Genomic DNA, 14,096 nt, shown 5'->3' on the forward strand with positions numbered 1-14,096 from the left:
AGGGCAGCCCGTGGCGGCATAAATTGGCGCTTTTCAGCCTCGCGGGTGGTGCTTGGCATGCATATCCTGCAAGCGCGCACGCGCCACATGGGTGTAGATCTGGGTGGTGGATAAGTCGCTGTGCCCGAGCAGCATTTGCACCACGCGCAAATCCGCACCGTGGTTGAGCAAATGGGTGGCGAATGCATGGCGCAAGGTGTGGGGCGACAGGCTCTTGCCGATCCCCGCGACCTTGGCCTGGTGCTTGATGCGATGCCAGAACGTCTGGCGGGTCATCTGTTCGCCACGCTGGCTGGGAAACAGCACATCGCTGGGCCGCCCGCCCAGCAGCTCGCTACGGGCATCGCGCATGTAGCGCTCGACCCACACAATCGCCTCCTCCCCCATCGGCACCAGCCGTTCCTTGCTGCCCTTGCCCATTACCCGCAGCACCCCCTGGCGCAGATTGACTTGCTCCAGGGTCAGGCTGATCAGCTCCGTGACCCGCAGGCCACAGGCATACAACACTTCCAGCATGGCGCGGTCACGCTGGCCGATGGCTTCGCTGAGGTCGGGCGCAGCGAGCAAGGCCTCGACGTCGGCTTCCGACAGGGACTTGGGCAAGGGCCTGCCCAGCTGCGGCATATCGATTTGCAGGGTCGGATCGAGGGTAATCAGTTTTTCCCTGAGCAAATAACGATAAAAGCCACGCACACCGGAGAGAAATCGCGCAGTGGAACGGGGTTTGTAGTTCTGCTCCAGGCGCCAGGCCAGGTGATCGAGGATCAGCTCGCGGCCGGCATTGATCAGTTCCAGGTGTTTCTCCTGCAACCAGCCGTTGAACAGCGCCAGGTCGCTGCGGTAGGCCTGGCGGGTGTTATCTGACAGGCCTTTTTCCAGCCATAGGGCATCGAGGAAACGGTCGATCAAAGGGTGGTCGATGGCGGGCATAGGGACTCGAACAGAAAAGTGGCTGAATCAGGTAGATCCTATCCCGGACCTCAAATCGCGGGCACAAAAAAGCAGCCCGTAGGCTGCTTTTTTCTGCATCGGGAAGCTGGACTTAAGCCAGTTTTTCCTTGATGCGAGCTGCTTTACCGGACAGGTCACGCAGGTAGTACAGCTTGGCTTTACGTACGTCACCGCGACGCTTGACGGCCATGCTGTCGATTTGCGGGCTGTAGGTCTGGAAAGTACGCTCTACGCCAACACCGTTGGAGATTTTACGAACAGTGAAAGCACTGTTCACACCACGGTTACGCTTGGCGATTACCACGCCTTCGAACGCTTGCAGACGCGAACGGTCGCCTTCCTTCACTTTCACCTGAACGACAATGGTGTCGCCCGGGGCAAAGGTAGGGATCTCTTTGGTCATCTGCTCTGCTTCGAGTGCAAGGATGATTTTGTTAGTCATGCTGTGCTCCTAAGGTAAGTCAATGGACCTACCATCGATACGTTGTTAACTATCGTCCCGCGCGAGGATGTATTCCTCGAGCAGCTTCTTCTCTTCTCCAGAAAGCGAGCGGCTTTCCAGAAGATCGGCGCGTCGTTCATAGGTCCGACCAAGGGACTGCTGTAAACGCCAACGCCGGATGTGTGCGTGATTGCCACTTAGCAATACGTCGGGAACACGCTGATCCGCATACACCTCCGGTCGGGTGTAGTGCGGGCAATCCAGCAAACCGTCCGTGAAGGAATCTTCCTCCGCGGAGTCCGCATGCCCTAAAGCTCCAGGCAGCAGTCGTGTAACCGCATCTATCAGGACCATCGCCGGCAGCTCGCCGCCAGACAGGACATAGTCCCCAATCGACCACTCTTCATCGACATGAGCTTCAATAAACCGCTCGTCAATGCCTTCATAGCGACCGGCAATCAGGATCAGTGCTTCCTCATTCGCCAGTTCGCGGACCCCAGCCTGCTTCAGCTGACGGCCTTGAGGGGACAGGTAAATTACCTTCGCCTTCTCCCCGGCGGCTGCCTTGGCCTGAACCAACGCATCTTCCAGGGGCTTGATCTTCATCACCATGCCCGGGCCACCGCCAAATGGGCGATCGTCCACAGTGTGATGTCGATCCGTCGTGTAGTCTCGCGGGTTCCAACAGGTGAGCTGCAACAGCCCCTGTTTCACCGCCCGACTGGTGATGCCGTACTCGCTGATGGCGGAAAACATCTCGGGAAACAAACTGATCACTTCAATGCGCAAATTAGCCACGCTTAGAAGTCCGCGTCCCATTCCACCTTCATCTCGCCCGCCGCCAGGTCGACAGCCAACACGCATTGCTCGGTATAGGGCAACAGGCGTTCGCGATCATCCAGGCTGCCAGCGCAAGGCTTGACCACCATTACATCATTGGCGCCGGTTTCCAGAAGATGATCGATTTTCCCGAACAATTGCCCGAGTTGATCAATAACCTTCAGACCTTCCAGCTGGTACCAGTAGTATTCGCCGTCGGTCAATTCAGGGAACAGGTTGCGCGGCACGCAGATCTCATAACCGGCCAGAAGACGAGCTTCTTCACGATCATCAAGACCCTTGAGCTTTGCGACCAGGAACTTATCGCTCCCGCGTCCACTGACCAGCTCGACCTGTTTCACACTACCTTCGCGCTTGAGCGTCCAGGTCTTGTACTGCAACAGGTTTTCAGTCGGATCAGTAAAGGAATACACCTTCACTTCGCCGCGAACGCCATGAACAGAATAAATCTTGCCGATAACGATCAAATCATCAGCAACAGTTGGCGTCGCGTTCATATTGCTCAGGCTGCGGCCTTAGCCGAGTCCTTCAACAACTTGGCAACACGCTCAGACGGTTGTGCACCAACGCTCAGCCAGTAGGCTACGCGCTCTTGGTTCACGGACAGGCGGACTTCTTGACCACGAGCGATCGGGTTGAAGAAACCTACTTGTTCCTTGTGAGAGCCGTCACGTGGGTTGCGGCTGTCAGTTACGGTCAAGTGGTAAAACGGGCGCTTTTTGGAGCCGCCAAGGGCAAGACGGATTGTTAGCATGTGAACATCGTTCCTGTAGTCGGTGCTGCAAATCTAAATGCACAGCGGGCATAGGTGCCCGAAAGGCCGCATATTCTAAGGAATATCCGGACTTTTGCAAATGTCTTTTTCTGGCGCCTATCAGCGTGCCATTCAGATCTGCTAGAGAGCCGTCGGTTAAAACGGCAGGTCAGCCCCCGCCAACGGCGGGTTTGCTGGAGATCCCACATCCCTGTGGGTCGGAGCAGGAGTGAACTCCCGCTCGAATACTTTACATTTTCGGCATGCCGCCGCCGGGCAACATACCGCCCATGCCGCGCATCATCTTGGCCATTCCGCCCTTGGCGGAGAATTTCTTCATCATCTTCTGCATCTGCTTGTGCTGCTTGATCAAGCGCCCGATGTCCTGCACCTGGGTGCCGGAACCCATGGCGATCCGACGCTTGCGCGAACCGCTGATCAGCTCAGGGTCGCGGCGCTCGGCCGGGGTCATGGAGTTGATGATGGCTTCCATCTGCTTGAATTGCTTCTCTGCCGCGCCCTGGGCATTGCCCATTTGCGCCAGGTTCACGCCGCCGATGTTCGGCAGCTTGTCCATCAGGCCGCCGAGGCCGCCCATGTTCTTCATTTGTTGCAGCTGGTCACGGAAGTCTTCGAGGTCGAAGCCCTTGCCCTTCTTCAACTTTTTCGCAAGCTTATCGGCTTTGTCCTTGTCGAGCGTCGCTTCGGCCTGCTCGATCAGGCTGAGCACGTCACCCATGCCGAGGATACGCGAGGCGATACGCTCAGGGTGGAACGGCTCGAGCGCTTCGCTCTTCTCGCCCATACCGATGAACTTGATCGGCTTGCCGGTGATGGCACGCACCGACAGCGCGGCACCGCCACGGGCGTCGCCGTCGACCTTGGTGAGGATCACGCCGGTCAGCGGCAGCGCGTCGCCGAAGGCCTTGGCGGTGTTGGCCGCATCCTGGCCGGTCATGGCGTCGACCACGAACAGCGTCTCGACCGGGTTGATCGCGGCATGCAGCGCCTTGATCTCGCCCATCATCTCTTCATCGATGTGCAGGCGACCGGCGGTATCGACGATGACCACGTCGATGAACTTGAGCCTTGCTTCTTTAATAGCAGCGTTGGCGATGTCGACCGGCTTCTGGCTCAGGTCGGACGGGAAGAAGGTCACGCCCACTTCGCCCGCGAGCATTTCCAGCTGCTTGATGGCCGCCGGACGGTACACGTCGGCCGATACCACCATCACGGACTTCTTCTTGCGCTCTTTAAGGAAGCGCGCCAGCTTGCCGGCGGTGGTGGTCTTGCCCGCACCTTGCAGACCGGCCATCAGCACGACGGCCGGTGGCACGGCACTGAGGTTCAAATCTTCGTTGGCCGCGCCCATCAGGCTTTCGAGCTCGGCCTGGACGATTTTCACAAAGGCCTGGCCCGGGGTCAGGCTGCGGGACACTTCAGTGCCGACCGCGCGCTCCTTGACCGAGTTGACGAAGTCCTTGACCACAGGCAAGGCGACGTCGGCTTCCAGCAACGCCATGCGCACTTCGCGCAGGGTGTCTTTAATATTGTCCTCGGTCAGCTTGGCCTTGCCGGTTACATGGCGCAGCGTCTGCGAGAGACGGTCAGTCAGGTTTTCAAACATGCGCGATCCTTTCAGGCCCTATTCATCGAAATGCATTGGTAGACCGAGGTAATGGCGGCCCAGGCTGTGGTAAATCGCTATTAAACACAGCGTTCGGCGAGCCTGCGGCGTGGGCAGGTCGCGGATTATAGCGAAGACTGCGCCCATGCACACCCGCTGTCTGGCCCTGGAGTCTTTCGTGGAACGCAGGTGTATGCCAAACTCAGCGCCTTTCGGGCTTGTCTATCAGGATTTATGCTCCCCTTGTCACCCAGTTTGCTACCCAGCCTCGCCGCCGCCATCTTGTATGCCGCTGCGACCCTCTATCAGGGCTCTCGTCTGGCCCAAGGCGCCAAGGCGGACAAACGCCTGCTGGTCGGCCTGGGCGTCCTCGCCCTGCTGGCCCATGCCGCGAGCCTGTTCACCCACCTGATGACGCCGGTTGGCCTGGGCCTGGACTTCTTCAGCGCCGCCAGCCTGATCGCCGCGGCGGTGATTGCGCTGACGCTGATGGCCTGTTATCGGATTCCTGTCGAGAACCTGCTGGTCCTGCTCTTCCCATTGGGCGTGCTGACGGTGCTGCTCGCGCAGTTCGCCCCCACCGGCACGGTGCAGGTGATCGATGAAGAGCCAGGCATCCTCGCCCATATCCTGCTGTCGATCCTGGCCTACGGCATGTTCACCATCGCGGTGTTCCAGGCCTTGCTCCTGCTGTTGCAGGACCACCAGCTCAAGCACAAGCACCCTTCCGGACTGATCAAGAACTTCCCGCCGCTGCAAACCATGGAAAGCCTGCTGTTCGGTTTCCTGTGGGCCGGCTGGACGCTGCTGTCGCTGTCGCTGATTTCCGGTTGGCTGTTCGTCGAAAACCTGTTTGCCCAGCACCTGGTGCACAAGACCCTGCTGGCGTGCCTGGCCTGGGTGGTTTTCAGCGTATTGCTGTGGGGCCGCAACCGCCTTGGCTGGCGCGGACACAAGGCGATTCGCTGGACCCTGGCCGGTTTCTGCCTGCTGATGCTGGCCTATTTCGGCAGCAAGCTGGTTCGCGAATACATCCTGCATATCTGACGGGCAGCCAAAATGGACAACTTGCCCCTGGGGCCGATGCTCGCGGTAATCGCCCTGCTGGTGTTATGGGCGGCGCTGTTTACCGCCATCGAAGCCGCACAACAGCACCTGCTGGCCTTGCGACCCGGTACACGCCAGGGCGACAAGGCTGCCGCCCGCTTGAGTTTCCCGCGCCACAGCCTGATCCTGTGCAACAGCCTGTGCCGTGCGGCCGTGGTCATCCTCAGCACCCTGCTGGCGATTTATGCCTGGGCACAGAACGGCCCGTGGCTCGGCTGGCTGATCTCCTGCGCCGTCCTGCTGATCCTGGCCGACTACCTGCCCCGCGCCCTGGCAACCCGGCATCCGCACGCGGTGCTGGGCTTCGGCAACACGCTGCTGGGCGTGCCATTGAAAATCCTCTATCCCGTCGCCTGGCTGCTCAATGGTATCAGCCTGTTGCTGCTGCGCCCGTTTGCCCGCAAGCCCGGCGTGGTGAAAAACAGCGACGAGCCACTGCCCGACCACGACGATGAAGCGCAGCCCGAGGCCGACGACAGCCGTACCCCAGGCATGCCGGGCATCCACGCCCTGGACAACATCACCGTCAATGACATCCTGGTGCCCCGCAGCGAAGTGGACGGTATCAACCTGGATGACTCGATCGAAGAAATTATCGAGCAACTGCGCACCTCCCCGCGCACTCGCCTGCCGGTGTTCCACAGTGACATCAACCAGGTCGAAGCCGTACTGAACACCCGGCTGATCCAGCATCTGCTGCCGGACGCCAGCCTGACCAAGGAAGCCTTGCTCGCGGCCTCCTACGAACCCTACTTCGTCCCGGAAAGCACGCCCCTGCAACTGCAATTGCTGAACTTCCACAAACAGCAGCGCCGCCTGGGCATGGTGGTGGATGAATACGGCGAAGTCCTGGGTATCGTCACCCTGGAAGATATTCTCGAAGAAATCGTCGGCGAATTCGAAAACGAGCAAAGTGCGGACAACCCGCATATCGACGCGCAGCCTGATGGCCGCTATATCATCGACGGTGCCGCTTCGATCCGCGAATTGAACAAGAGCCTGGGCTGGCACCTGCCCAGCGATGGCCCCAAGACCCTCAACGGCCTGGTCACCGAAGCCCTGGAAACCATTCCGGATTGCGCGGTGTGCCTGAAGATCGGCCGCTACCGCCTGGAAATCCTCGAGACCGAGGACAACCGCGTCAGCAAGGTGCTGATCTGGCATACCAGCCACATGCCTGTGGCCGCATAGCTTTCTGATAATCCCGTGTGGGAAGGGGCAAGCCCCGCCCACATTTTGATTTGCGGCACGCCAGTCACTTGTTGTAATTCCAAACCCCTTCCTATAATCCCTGCGGCTTACCCAAGCCCCCGCCCGACCGCGTGCTACCCGCACTCAGCGCGTCCAGGCACCGCTTTACCATGTCCGACCGGTGTTCGCTCCCATCCCGAGCCGCCCCGCGCACAACCCTGATCCAAGGGTGTTCGACCCAATAATAATCCGCGTCCAAACGCGCAATGACCGTCAGGGATACCGCCATGAGCACCACCTATAACGAGGCCGCGACCGCCGCCCCGACCAACTCGACCGCACGTGTCGCTACCGCGAGCATCGTCGGCACCGCCATCGAGTTCTACGACTTCTATATCTATGCCACGGCTGCCGCGCTGGTGATCGGGCCGGTGTTCTTTCCGCAGACTTCTGGTACCGCGCAGATGCTGGCGTCGTTCCTGACCTTCGGTATCGCCTTTATCGCCCGCCCGCTGGGCTCGGCGCTGTTCGGCCACTTCGGCGACCGCATCGGCCGCAAGTCGACCCTGGTGGCCTCGCTGCTGCTGATGGGCGTGTGCACCACGCTGATTGGCTTGCTGCCCGGTTATGACAGCATCGGTGCCTGGGCACCTATCCTGTTGTGTGTGCTGCGCTTCGGCCAAGGCCTGGGGCTTGGCGGGGAATGGGGCGGTGCAGCGTTGCTGGCCACCGAGAACGCGCCGAAAGGCAAGCGCGCCTGGTTCGGCATGTTCCCGCAACTGGGCCCATCGATCGGATTCCTGGCGGCCAACGGTTTGTTCCTGATCCTGGCGATGAGCCTGAATGACGAGCAGTTCCGCAGTTGGGGCTGGCGCATCCCGTTCATCCTCAGCGCAGCTTTGGTGATGGTCGGCCTGTATGCGCGCCTGAAGCTGCATGAAACCCCGGTGTTCGCCAATGCCGTGGCGAAGGAAGCCCCGGTGAAAGTGCCGCTGGTGGAGCTGTTCAGCCAGCATTGGTTGCCGGTCCTGCTGGGTGCCGCCTCGATGGTGGTGTGCTACGCGCTGTTCTACATCACCACGGCCTTTTCCCTGAGCTACGGCGTTTCGACGCTGGGCTACAGCCGCGAGACGTTCCTGGGGTTGCTGTGCTTTGCAGTGCTGTTCATGGGCCTGGCCACACCGTTGGCGGCCTTGGCCAGTGATCGCTACGGGCGCAAGCCGGTGCTGATCGTCGGCGCGGTCCTGGCGATTCTGTCGGGCTTCACCATGGAGCCATTGCTGACCCACGGCTCTACCTGGGCCGTAGCGCTGTTTTTGGCCCTGGAGCTGTTCCTGATGGGCGTGACCTTCGCGCCGATGGGCGCGCTGTTGCCGGAATTGTTCCCAACCCGCGTGCGTTATACCGGGGCTTCGGCGGCGTATAACCTGGGTGGGATCGTGGGCGCTTCGGCCGCACCGTTCTTCGCGACCAAGCTGGTGGCGATGGGTGGGCTGAGTTATGTCGGTGGGTATGTGTCGGCGGCGGCGTTGCTCAGCTTGATTGCGGTGCTGTGCCTGAAAGAGACGCGGAATAATGATTTGAACAGGGTTGCCTGATAAACAGCTATCGGGGCAAGCGCCCTCCTACATTCGAGTGTGGGAGGGGGCTTGTCCCCGATGCTTTTAGAGCTCTACCACAACCGCTTGGGCAGCACGGGTCGCCTTGGCACGAGCCGCTTCAATCGACTCATCCCGCGCCAACGCCACGCCCATGCGGCGCTGGCCATTCACTTCTGGCTTGCCAAACAGACGCAACGCCGTGTCCGGCTCGCTCAAGGCCGCGCCGAGGTTGGCGAATGCGGTCTGGGTCGACTGCCCTTCCACCAGAATCACCGCCGAAGCCGAAGGCCCGAACTGACGGATCAACGGGATCGGCAGGCCGAGGATGGCGCGCGCATGCAGGGCAAACTGCGACAGGTCCTGGGAAATCAGGGTCACCAGGCCGGTGTCATGGGGGCGAGGCGACACTTCGCTGAACCACACCTGATCGCCTTTGATGAACAGCTCCACACCAAACAAACCACGACCGCCCAACGCCTCGGTCACCGCCTTGGCCACGCGCTCGGACTCGGCCAGGGCAACCGGGCTCATGGCTTGCGGCTGCCAGGATTCCTGGTAGTCGCCCTTCTCCTGACGGTGGCCGACCGGCGCGCAGAAGGTGGTGCCGCCGATGTGACGGACGGTCAGCAGGGTGATTTCGTAGTCGAAGTCGATAAAGCCTTCGATGATCACCCGGCCTTTACCGGCACGGCCGCCTTCCTGGGCGTAGTCCCAGGCTTTCTGCACGTCGTCGACGCTGCGCAGCAGGCTCTGGCCCTTGCCCGACGAGCTCATCACCGGCTTGACCACGCAGGGGAAGCCCAGGTCCTGGACGGCCTTGCTGTAGTCTTCGAAAGTGTCGGCGAAGTGGTACGGCGAGGTCGGCAGGTCCAGCTCTTCGGCGGCCAGGCGACGGATGCCCTCACGGTTCATGGTCAGCGACGTGGCGCGGGCGGTCGGGATCACGGTGAAGCCTTCGGCCTCCAGCTCCACCAGGGTCGCGGTGGCGATGGCTTCGATTTCCGGCACGATGAAGTGCGGTTTTTCCGCTTCGATCACCGCACGCAGGGCGGCGCCGTCGAGCATATTGATCACATGGCTGCGATGGGCAACCTGCATGGCCGGCGCGTTGGCGTAGCGATCCACGGCAATCACTTCAACGCCCAGGCGTTGCAGTTCAATCACCACTTCCTTGCCCAGCTCACCGCAGCCACACAGCAAAACGCGGGTCGCGGTTGGCGACAATGGAGTTCCGATTCGGGTCATCTCAGGTCCTCAGGGGAGCGGATCATGGGGAGAAAGGCCGGCATTTTACATGAACTGTAAAAATTGGCCTCAGTTGGCGACGGCCCGCTTGCGGATGCGCCAGGCCATGATCAGCCACACCGCCGTGACCCCGGCGAACTTCGACGCCAAGGCGGTGCCCACCACGGCAGGGGTGAGCGCACCGATCAGGCCGAAGAAGATAAAGGTATCAAGGGGAATGCTCAGCGCCGAACTTATCCACAGGCGGTCGTGGAGCGGGCGCTTGGTGATGCTGAACACCAGCCAGTCGATGCATTCCGACACCGCGAATGCCGTGGCGCTGGCCAGGGCGATGGACGGGTCCGAAGTGATATACGACAACACCAGCGCCGCCAGCATGGCGATGATCGCCCCGTGGCCGAAGCGGGTTTGCACCATGTCGCGCAGGATAAACACTAGGCCACCCCAGGCTGACCAGATGACATCCAGGTGCGGGGCGGTGGAGAAGGCGAAGTTGATCAGCACGACGCTGCTGATGTAGGCGATCAGGAAGAGCATGAGGCGAAGGACCTGTGAACAAGGGGCACAGGGTACTTCACATTTGGAAATATGTCGTCTGGGTGGACCTCATCGGGGGCAAGCCCCCTCCCACACTTAACCGCGTTTAATCTGTAGGAATGCGGTCAAAATGTGGGAGGGGGCTTGCCCCCGATGGCGATCCATCAGGCGCCGGATTTACCAGAAGCCATAAACACCAACCCATTCGCCAAAGCCCGCTCATGACACAAGCCCAACACCACCCGGCGCTCGGCGTTGTCCATGCGGCTCCAACGCGTAATCTCATCCACTGTGCGCTGGCAGCCGGTGCAGATATCGTCATCATCCAGCGCACAAATACTCACGCAGGGCGAGGCAACAGGTCGTTCAACTGCACTCATTCTTCCTGCTCTGCCAGATCCCGCGCGTAACGCTGGGCGTTATGCACATAGTGCGCAGCGCTGGCTTCCAGCATCCGCTTCTGTGCGTCGGTCAATTCACGCACCACTTTGCCCGGCGAGCCCATCACCAGGGAGCCATCGGGAATTTCCTTGCCTTCGCCGATCAGCGAGTTGGCGCCGATGATGCAGTGCTTGCCGATCTTGGCGCCGTTGAGGATCACCGCATTGATACCGATCAGGCTGTAATCGTCGACCGTGCAGCCGTGCAGCATGGCGTTATGGCCGATGGTCACGCCGGTGCCCAGGGTCAGCGGGTAGCCCATGTCGGTGTGCATCACGCTGCCGTCCTGGACGTTGCTGTTCTTGCCGATCAGGATCAGCTCGTTGTCGCCACGCAGCACTGCGTTGAACCAGACATTGGCGCCCTCCTCCAGCTTGACCTTGCCCACCAGCGTGGCATTCGGCGCCACCCAGCTGTGTGGATGGGTCTCGACGCGGGCGTCGCCCAGGCGGTATTTCATGGTTTTCCCTCACGGCTGGCCGTTCAAACGACGGCTTAGGTATTGATGAAGCTCTTGGGCGGCTGGTGCAGGCTGATCTGGGCGTCGTCATAAAGCAGGTTGATCAACTCGACGATCATGATTGCCGTCAGGCCCCAGATCTTGTATTCGCCGAAGCGATAACTGGGCACGTACCAACTGCGGCCCTGGTAATCGATGCGGTGGGTATGTTCGCGCGGGTCCTGTCGGAAAAAATCCAAAGGCACGCTGAAGACGGCGGCAATCTCGGCATCGTTGGCCAGGTACTCGACGTAGTCGGGGATCACCCCCACATAGGGCGTGACCCGGATGCCGTGCAGGGAGATCAGCGGGCTCAGCGGGCCGATGACTTCCACCAGGCCGGGGGGCAGGCCGATTTCTTCTTCGGCTTCACGCAGGGCGGTGAAGATCAGGTCCGGGTCTTCGGGGTCGCGGCGCCCGCCGGGAAAGGCCACTTCGCCACCATGGGTCGACAGGCCGCTGGCGCGCAGGGTCAGGATCAGCTCAGGTTCGTCACTGCGGGTAATCGGCACCAGCACCGCGGCCTCGGGGAAACGCCCATCGGTTTCCAGCGTGTGGGGGGTGTGATTGCTTACCCGGCGAAGTAGCTCGTCCAGCATGAGTCATCTCGGTCTGTTGGCTACCTTGCATCATGCACCAAAGCCGCCGGGCGCCCAACCCCAAAACCCGGAGCATGTCGCTAAACGACAACTTGCAGGCCCCTGCCAGCCAAGCCAAGATAGACGCACTTTCCAGGAACCCCAGCATGAATTTCTGCAGCCAGTGCGGTAAACCGGTTACCCAGCGCATTCCCGAAGGCGACGCTCGCCTGCGTTTCGTGTGTGATCACTGCTCGACCATTCACTATCAAAACCCCAATATCGTCGCCGGCACCCTGCCGGTATGGGGCGATAAAGTGCTGCTGTGCCGCCGCGCCATCGAGCCGCGCCTGGGTTACTGGACCCTGCCCGCAGGTTTCATGGAAAACGGCGAGACCGTGGAACAGGCCGCCATGCGCGAAACCCTGGAAGAGGCCTGCGCCCGGGTGCGCAACCTGAGCATTTACACCCTGATCGATGTGCCGCACATCAGCCAGGTGCATATCTTCTACCGTGCCGAACTGGTCGACCTGGACTTCGCCGCAGGCCCCGAAAGCCTCGAAGTGCAGCTGTTCGACGAGGCGGACATCCCTTGGTCCGAGCTGGCTTTCCGCACGGTCGGGCGTACCCTAGAATACTTTTTCGCCGACCGCCGCCAGCAGTCGTTCCCGGTGCGCAGCGAAGCCGTGCCACCTCTTTCTTCAAAGCCCGCCCAATAACCATTCGGCAGCTCGTCGCCACAGGGATACCGTTTTAATGCGTTGGTTGCTTGCTCTGATCTGCCTGTCGTTCGCCACGCTTTCGCCGGCCTCTACCGTGGAAACCCTGGGCAACAAGACGGTCGAAAAAGTCCTGGTGCTCAAGTCCGCCCACCAATTGCAGTTGATCAACGACGGCAAGCCCCTCAAGACCTATCGTATTTCCCTGGGCAAGAACCCCAAGGGCCACAAGCTGATCGAGGGCGACCGCCGCACCCCGGAAGGCCTGTACTGGATCGACTGGCGCAAGACCAGCGACCGCTACTACCTGTCCATGCACATCTCCTACCCGAATATCAGCGATGCCGCCCGCGCCCGCCGCGAAGGGGTGAAGCCCGGCAGCATGATCATGATCCACGGCACGCCCGACACCGAAGAGTACCCGGAGCAGTGGTTTCACACCCTGGACTGGACCGACGGCTGCATTGGCATGCGCAACGTCGACATGCGCGAAGTCTGGAACCTGGTCAAGGACGGCACACTGATCGAGATCCGCCCGTAAATCTTCGACCGTTCGTAATTTAATTAAAAATATTTCCCTCCCCCTCCCACGCCTGCCGGTGAATACCAGTTCACCGCGCGGGCTGCGCACTTCTGCGCGCGATAAAGACCTCTCTAATACCACTTGATACCAGGCACCATTAAGGCGCCCTGAAACCGGTACTCGCACCGTTTTGGCAGCATTGACATGGTATTTAAGTGGTATTAGCTTCCGGCCAATACCGGGCGACAACACTCCAATAACCGCATCGGAAACCTCATAGATGAACCCCATCCTGACGCTGCGTCCCGACGACAAACAATCCACGCCGCTGTACCTGCAATTGGCCCGCAACCTGGAAGCGGCGATCCATGCCGGCCAGTGGAAATCCGAACAGGCCCTGCCCTCGGAGCGCGCCCTCAGCGAACAGCTGAGCATTTCGCGGGTGACCGCCCGTAAAGCGCTGGAAGTGTTGTTCGCCCAAGGCCTGATCCGCCGCAGCCAGGGCTCCGGCACCTTTATCACGCCACGCCTGGAACAGCCGCTGTCGCGCTTGTCGGGGTTCAGCGAGATGTTGCGTCTCAAGGGCTTTGTGCCCAGCTCCCAATGGCTGGAGCGCGAGATCACCCCGCCGACCCATGAAGAACTGATCCGCCTGTGCCTGTCGCCGACCGACAAGGTGGCGCGTCTCAAACGCCTGCGTAAGGCCGATGACACCGTGATGGCCATCGAGATGACCGCCATGCCCGCCTCGGTACTGCCGCAGCCGCAAGCCATCGGCCATTCGCTGTACGAATACCTGGAAGGCATCGGCAAACCCATCGTTCGTGCCCTGCAACACATCCAGGCAATCAACGCCTCGGACGAGTTCGCCAGGCTGGTGGGCATCGCCCCCGGCACCGCCATGCTGCTGATGACCCGGGTCGGCTACACCGCCGACAACACGCCGATCGAAATCACCGACACCTACTGCCGCAACGACTACTACGACTTTGTCGCAGAGCTTCGCCGTTATGACTTTGCCGCCGAATTGCGGCCTTAGAG

Annotated in this window: 17 protein-coding genes; 6 read left to right on the forward strand and 11 right to left on the reverse strand. The window is 60.7% G+C overall.

The window, feature by feature from the left end:
* Positions 1-33: 33 nt before the first annotated feature.
* From xerD to ffh, 6 genes are all read right to left on the reverse strand, one after another.
* Entirely contained in the window at positions 34-930 is an 897-nt protein-coding gene (gene xerD, locus NIBR502773_RS09670) for a site-specific tyrosine recombinase XerD (protein WP_141155929.1), read from the reverse strand.
* Between the two features lie 112 nt (positions 931-1,042).
* The gene (gene rplS / locus NIBR502773_RS09675; RefSeq protein ID WP_003175895.1) at positions 1,043-1,393 is read right to left on the reverse strand and encodes a 50S ribosomal protein L19; all 351 of its coding nucleotides are present in this window, start codon (positions 1,391-1,393) and stop codon (positions 1,043-1,045) included.
* Positions 1,394-1,438: 45 nt separating this feature from the next.
* The gene (trmD, locus tag NIBR502773_RS09680) at positions 1,439-2,212 is read right to left on the reverse strand and encodes a tRNA (guanosine(37)-N1)-methyltransferase TrmD (protein ID WP_016977714.1); all 774 of its coding nucleotides are present in this window, start codon (positions 2,210-2,212) and stop codon (positions 1,439-1,441) included.
* Positions 2,194-2,730, reverse strand: coding sequence for a ribosome maturation factor RimM (gene rimM / locus NIBR502773_RS09685; RefSeq protein WP_027605457.1), 537 nt, complete (start codon positions 2,728-2,730; stop codon positions 2,194-2,196). Before rimM ends, trmD begins: the two co-directional genes overlap by 19 nt.
* 5 nt (positions 2,731-2,735) lie before the next feature.
* Positions 2,736-2,987 (reverse strand): 30S ribosomal protein S16, encoded by a 252-nt coding sequence (gene rpsP, locus NIBR502773_RS09690; protein WP_003238923.1) that lies wholly within the window; start codon positions 2,985-2,987, stop codon positions 2,736-2,738.
* A gap of 250 nt (positions 2,988-3,237) precedes the next feature.
* Positions 3,238-4,614 (reverse strand): signal recognition particle protein, encoded by a 1,377-nt coding sequence (gene ffh, locus NIBR502773_RS09695; RefSeq protein WP_003175900.1) that lies wholly within the window; start codon positions 4,612-4,614, stop codon positions 3,238-3,240.
* 234 nt (positions 4,615-4,848) lie between these two features.
* On the opposite strand from ffh, the gene NIBR502773_RS09700 reads away from it, so the two are divergent.
* The 3 genes from NIBR502773_RS09700 to NIBR502773_RS09710 all read left to right on the forward strand — a co-directional run bounded on the left by NIBR502773_RS09700 (position 4,849) and on the right by NIBR502773_RS09710 (position 8,510).
* The gene (locus NIBR502773_RS09700; protein WP_065939219.1) at positions 4,849-5,661 is read left to right on the forward strand and encodes an inner membrane protein YpjD; all 813 of its coding nucleotides are present in this window, start codon (positions 4,849-4,851) and stop codon (positions 5,659-5,661) included.
* Between the two features lie 12 nt (positions 5,662-5,673).
* Positions 5,674-6,912: a transporter associated domain-containing protein gene (locus tag NIBR502773_RS09705; protein ID WP_141155930.1), complete on the forward strand. Its 1,239-nt coding sequence runs from the start codon at positions 5,674-5,676 to the stop codon at positions 6,910-6,912.
* 287 nt (positions 6,913-7,199) lie between these two features.
* The gene (locus tag NIBR502773_RS09710; protein ID WP_141155931.1) at positions 7,200-8,510 is read left to right on the forward strand and encodes an MFS transporter; all 1,311 of its coding nucleotides are present in this window, start codon (positions 7,200-7,202) and stop codon (positions 8,508-8,510) included.
* A gap of 66 nt (positions 8,511-8,576) precedes the next feature.
* Here the strand turns inward: NIBR502773_RS09710 and purT are convergent, their stop codons facing one another.
* From purT to NIBR502773_RS09735, 5 genes are all read right to left on the reverse strand, one after another.
* Positions 8,577-9,758 carry a formate-dependent phosphoribosylglycinamide formyltransferase gene (purT, locus tag NIBR502773_RS09715; RefSeq protein ID WP_141155932.1) on the reverse strand — a complete coding sequence of 394 codons (1,182 nt, stop codon included), beginning with the start codon at positions 9,756-9,758 and terminating at the stop codon, positions 8,577-8,579.
* A 69-nt stretch (positions 9,759-9,827) separates the two neighbouring features.
* Positions 9,828-10,295 carry a VUT family protein gene (locus NIBR502773_RS09720; RefSeq protein ID WP_065924836.1) on the reverse strand — a complete coding sequence of 156 codons (468 nt, stop codon included), beginning with the start codon at positions 10,293-10,295 and terminating at the stop codon, positions 9,828-9,830.
* Positions 10,296-10,459: 164 nt separating this feature from the next.
* Positions 10,460-10,675, reverse strand: coding sequence for a DUF1289 domain-containing protein (locus tag NIBR502773_RS09725; protein WP_034115014.1), 216 nt, complete (start codon positions 10,673-10,675; stop codon positions 10,460-10,462).
* Complete coding sequence (locus NIBR502773_RS09730; protein WP_027605450.1) at positions 10,672-11,196, reverse strand: gamma carbonic anhydrase family protein; 525 nt, start codon at positions 11,194-11,196, stop codon at positions 10,672-10,674. The genes NIBR502773_RS09725 and NIBR502773_RS09730 overlap by 4 nt, the downstream gene beginning before the upstream one ends.
* A 35-nt stretch (positions 11,197-11,231) precedes the next feature.
* Positions 11,232-11,834, reverse strand: coding sequence for a CoA pyrophosphatase (locus tag NIBR502773_RS09735; RefSeq protein ID WP_015885706.1), 603 nt, complete (start codon positions 11,832-11,834; stop codon positions 11,232-11,234).
* Between the two features lie 146 nt (positions 11,835-11,980).
* Between NIBR502773_RS09735 and NIBR502773_RS09740 the strand changes: the two genes are divergently transcribed.
* The 3 genes from NIBR502773_RS09740 to NIBR502773_RS09750 all read left to right on the forward strand — a co-directional run bounded on the left by NIBR502773_RS09740 (position 11,981) and on the right by NIBR502773_RS09750 (position 14,094).
* Positions 11,981-12,532 (forward strand): NUDIX hydrolase, encoded by a 552-nt coding sequence (locus NIBR502773_RS09740; protein ID WP_141155933.1) that lies wholly within the window; start codon positions 11,981-11,983, stop codon positions 12,530-12,532.
* A 37-nt stretch (positions 12,533-12,569) separates the two neighbouring features.
* Positions 12,570-13,073 (forward strand): murein L,D-transpeptidase family protein, encoded by a 504-nt coding sequence (locus tag NIBR502773_RS09745; protein WP_141155934.1) that lies wholly within the window; start codon positions 12,570-12,572, stop codon positions 13,071-13,073.
* Between the two features lie 262 nt (positions 13,074-13,335).
* Positions 13,336-14,094 carry a GntR family transcriptional regulator gene (locus NIBR502773_RS09750; protein WP_027605447.1) on the forward strand — a complete coding sequence of 253 codons (759 nt, stop codon included), beginning with the start codon at positions 13,336-13,338 and terminating at the stop codon, positions 14,092-14,094.
* Positions 14,095-14,096 lie beyond the last annotated feature (2 nt).

Origin of the sequence: Pseudomonas sp. NIBRBAC000502773, assembly GCF_006517195.1 — a bacterium.
In the GTDB taxonomy this organism is placed as follows: domain Bacteria; phylum Pseudomonadota; class Gammaproteobacteria; order Pseudomonadales; family Pseudomonadaceae; genus Aquipseudomonas; species Aquipseudomonas marginalis.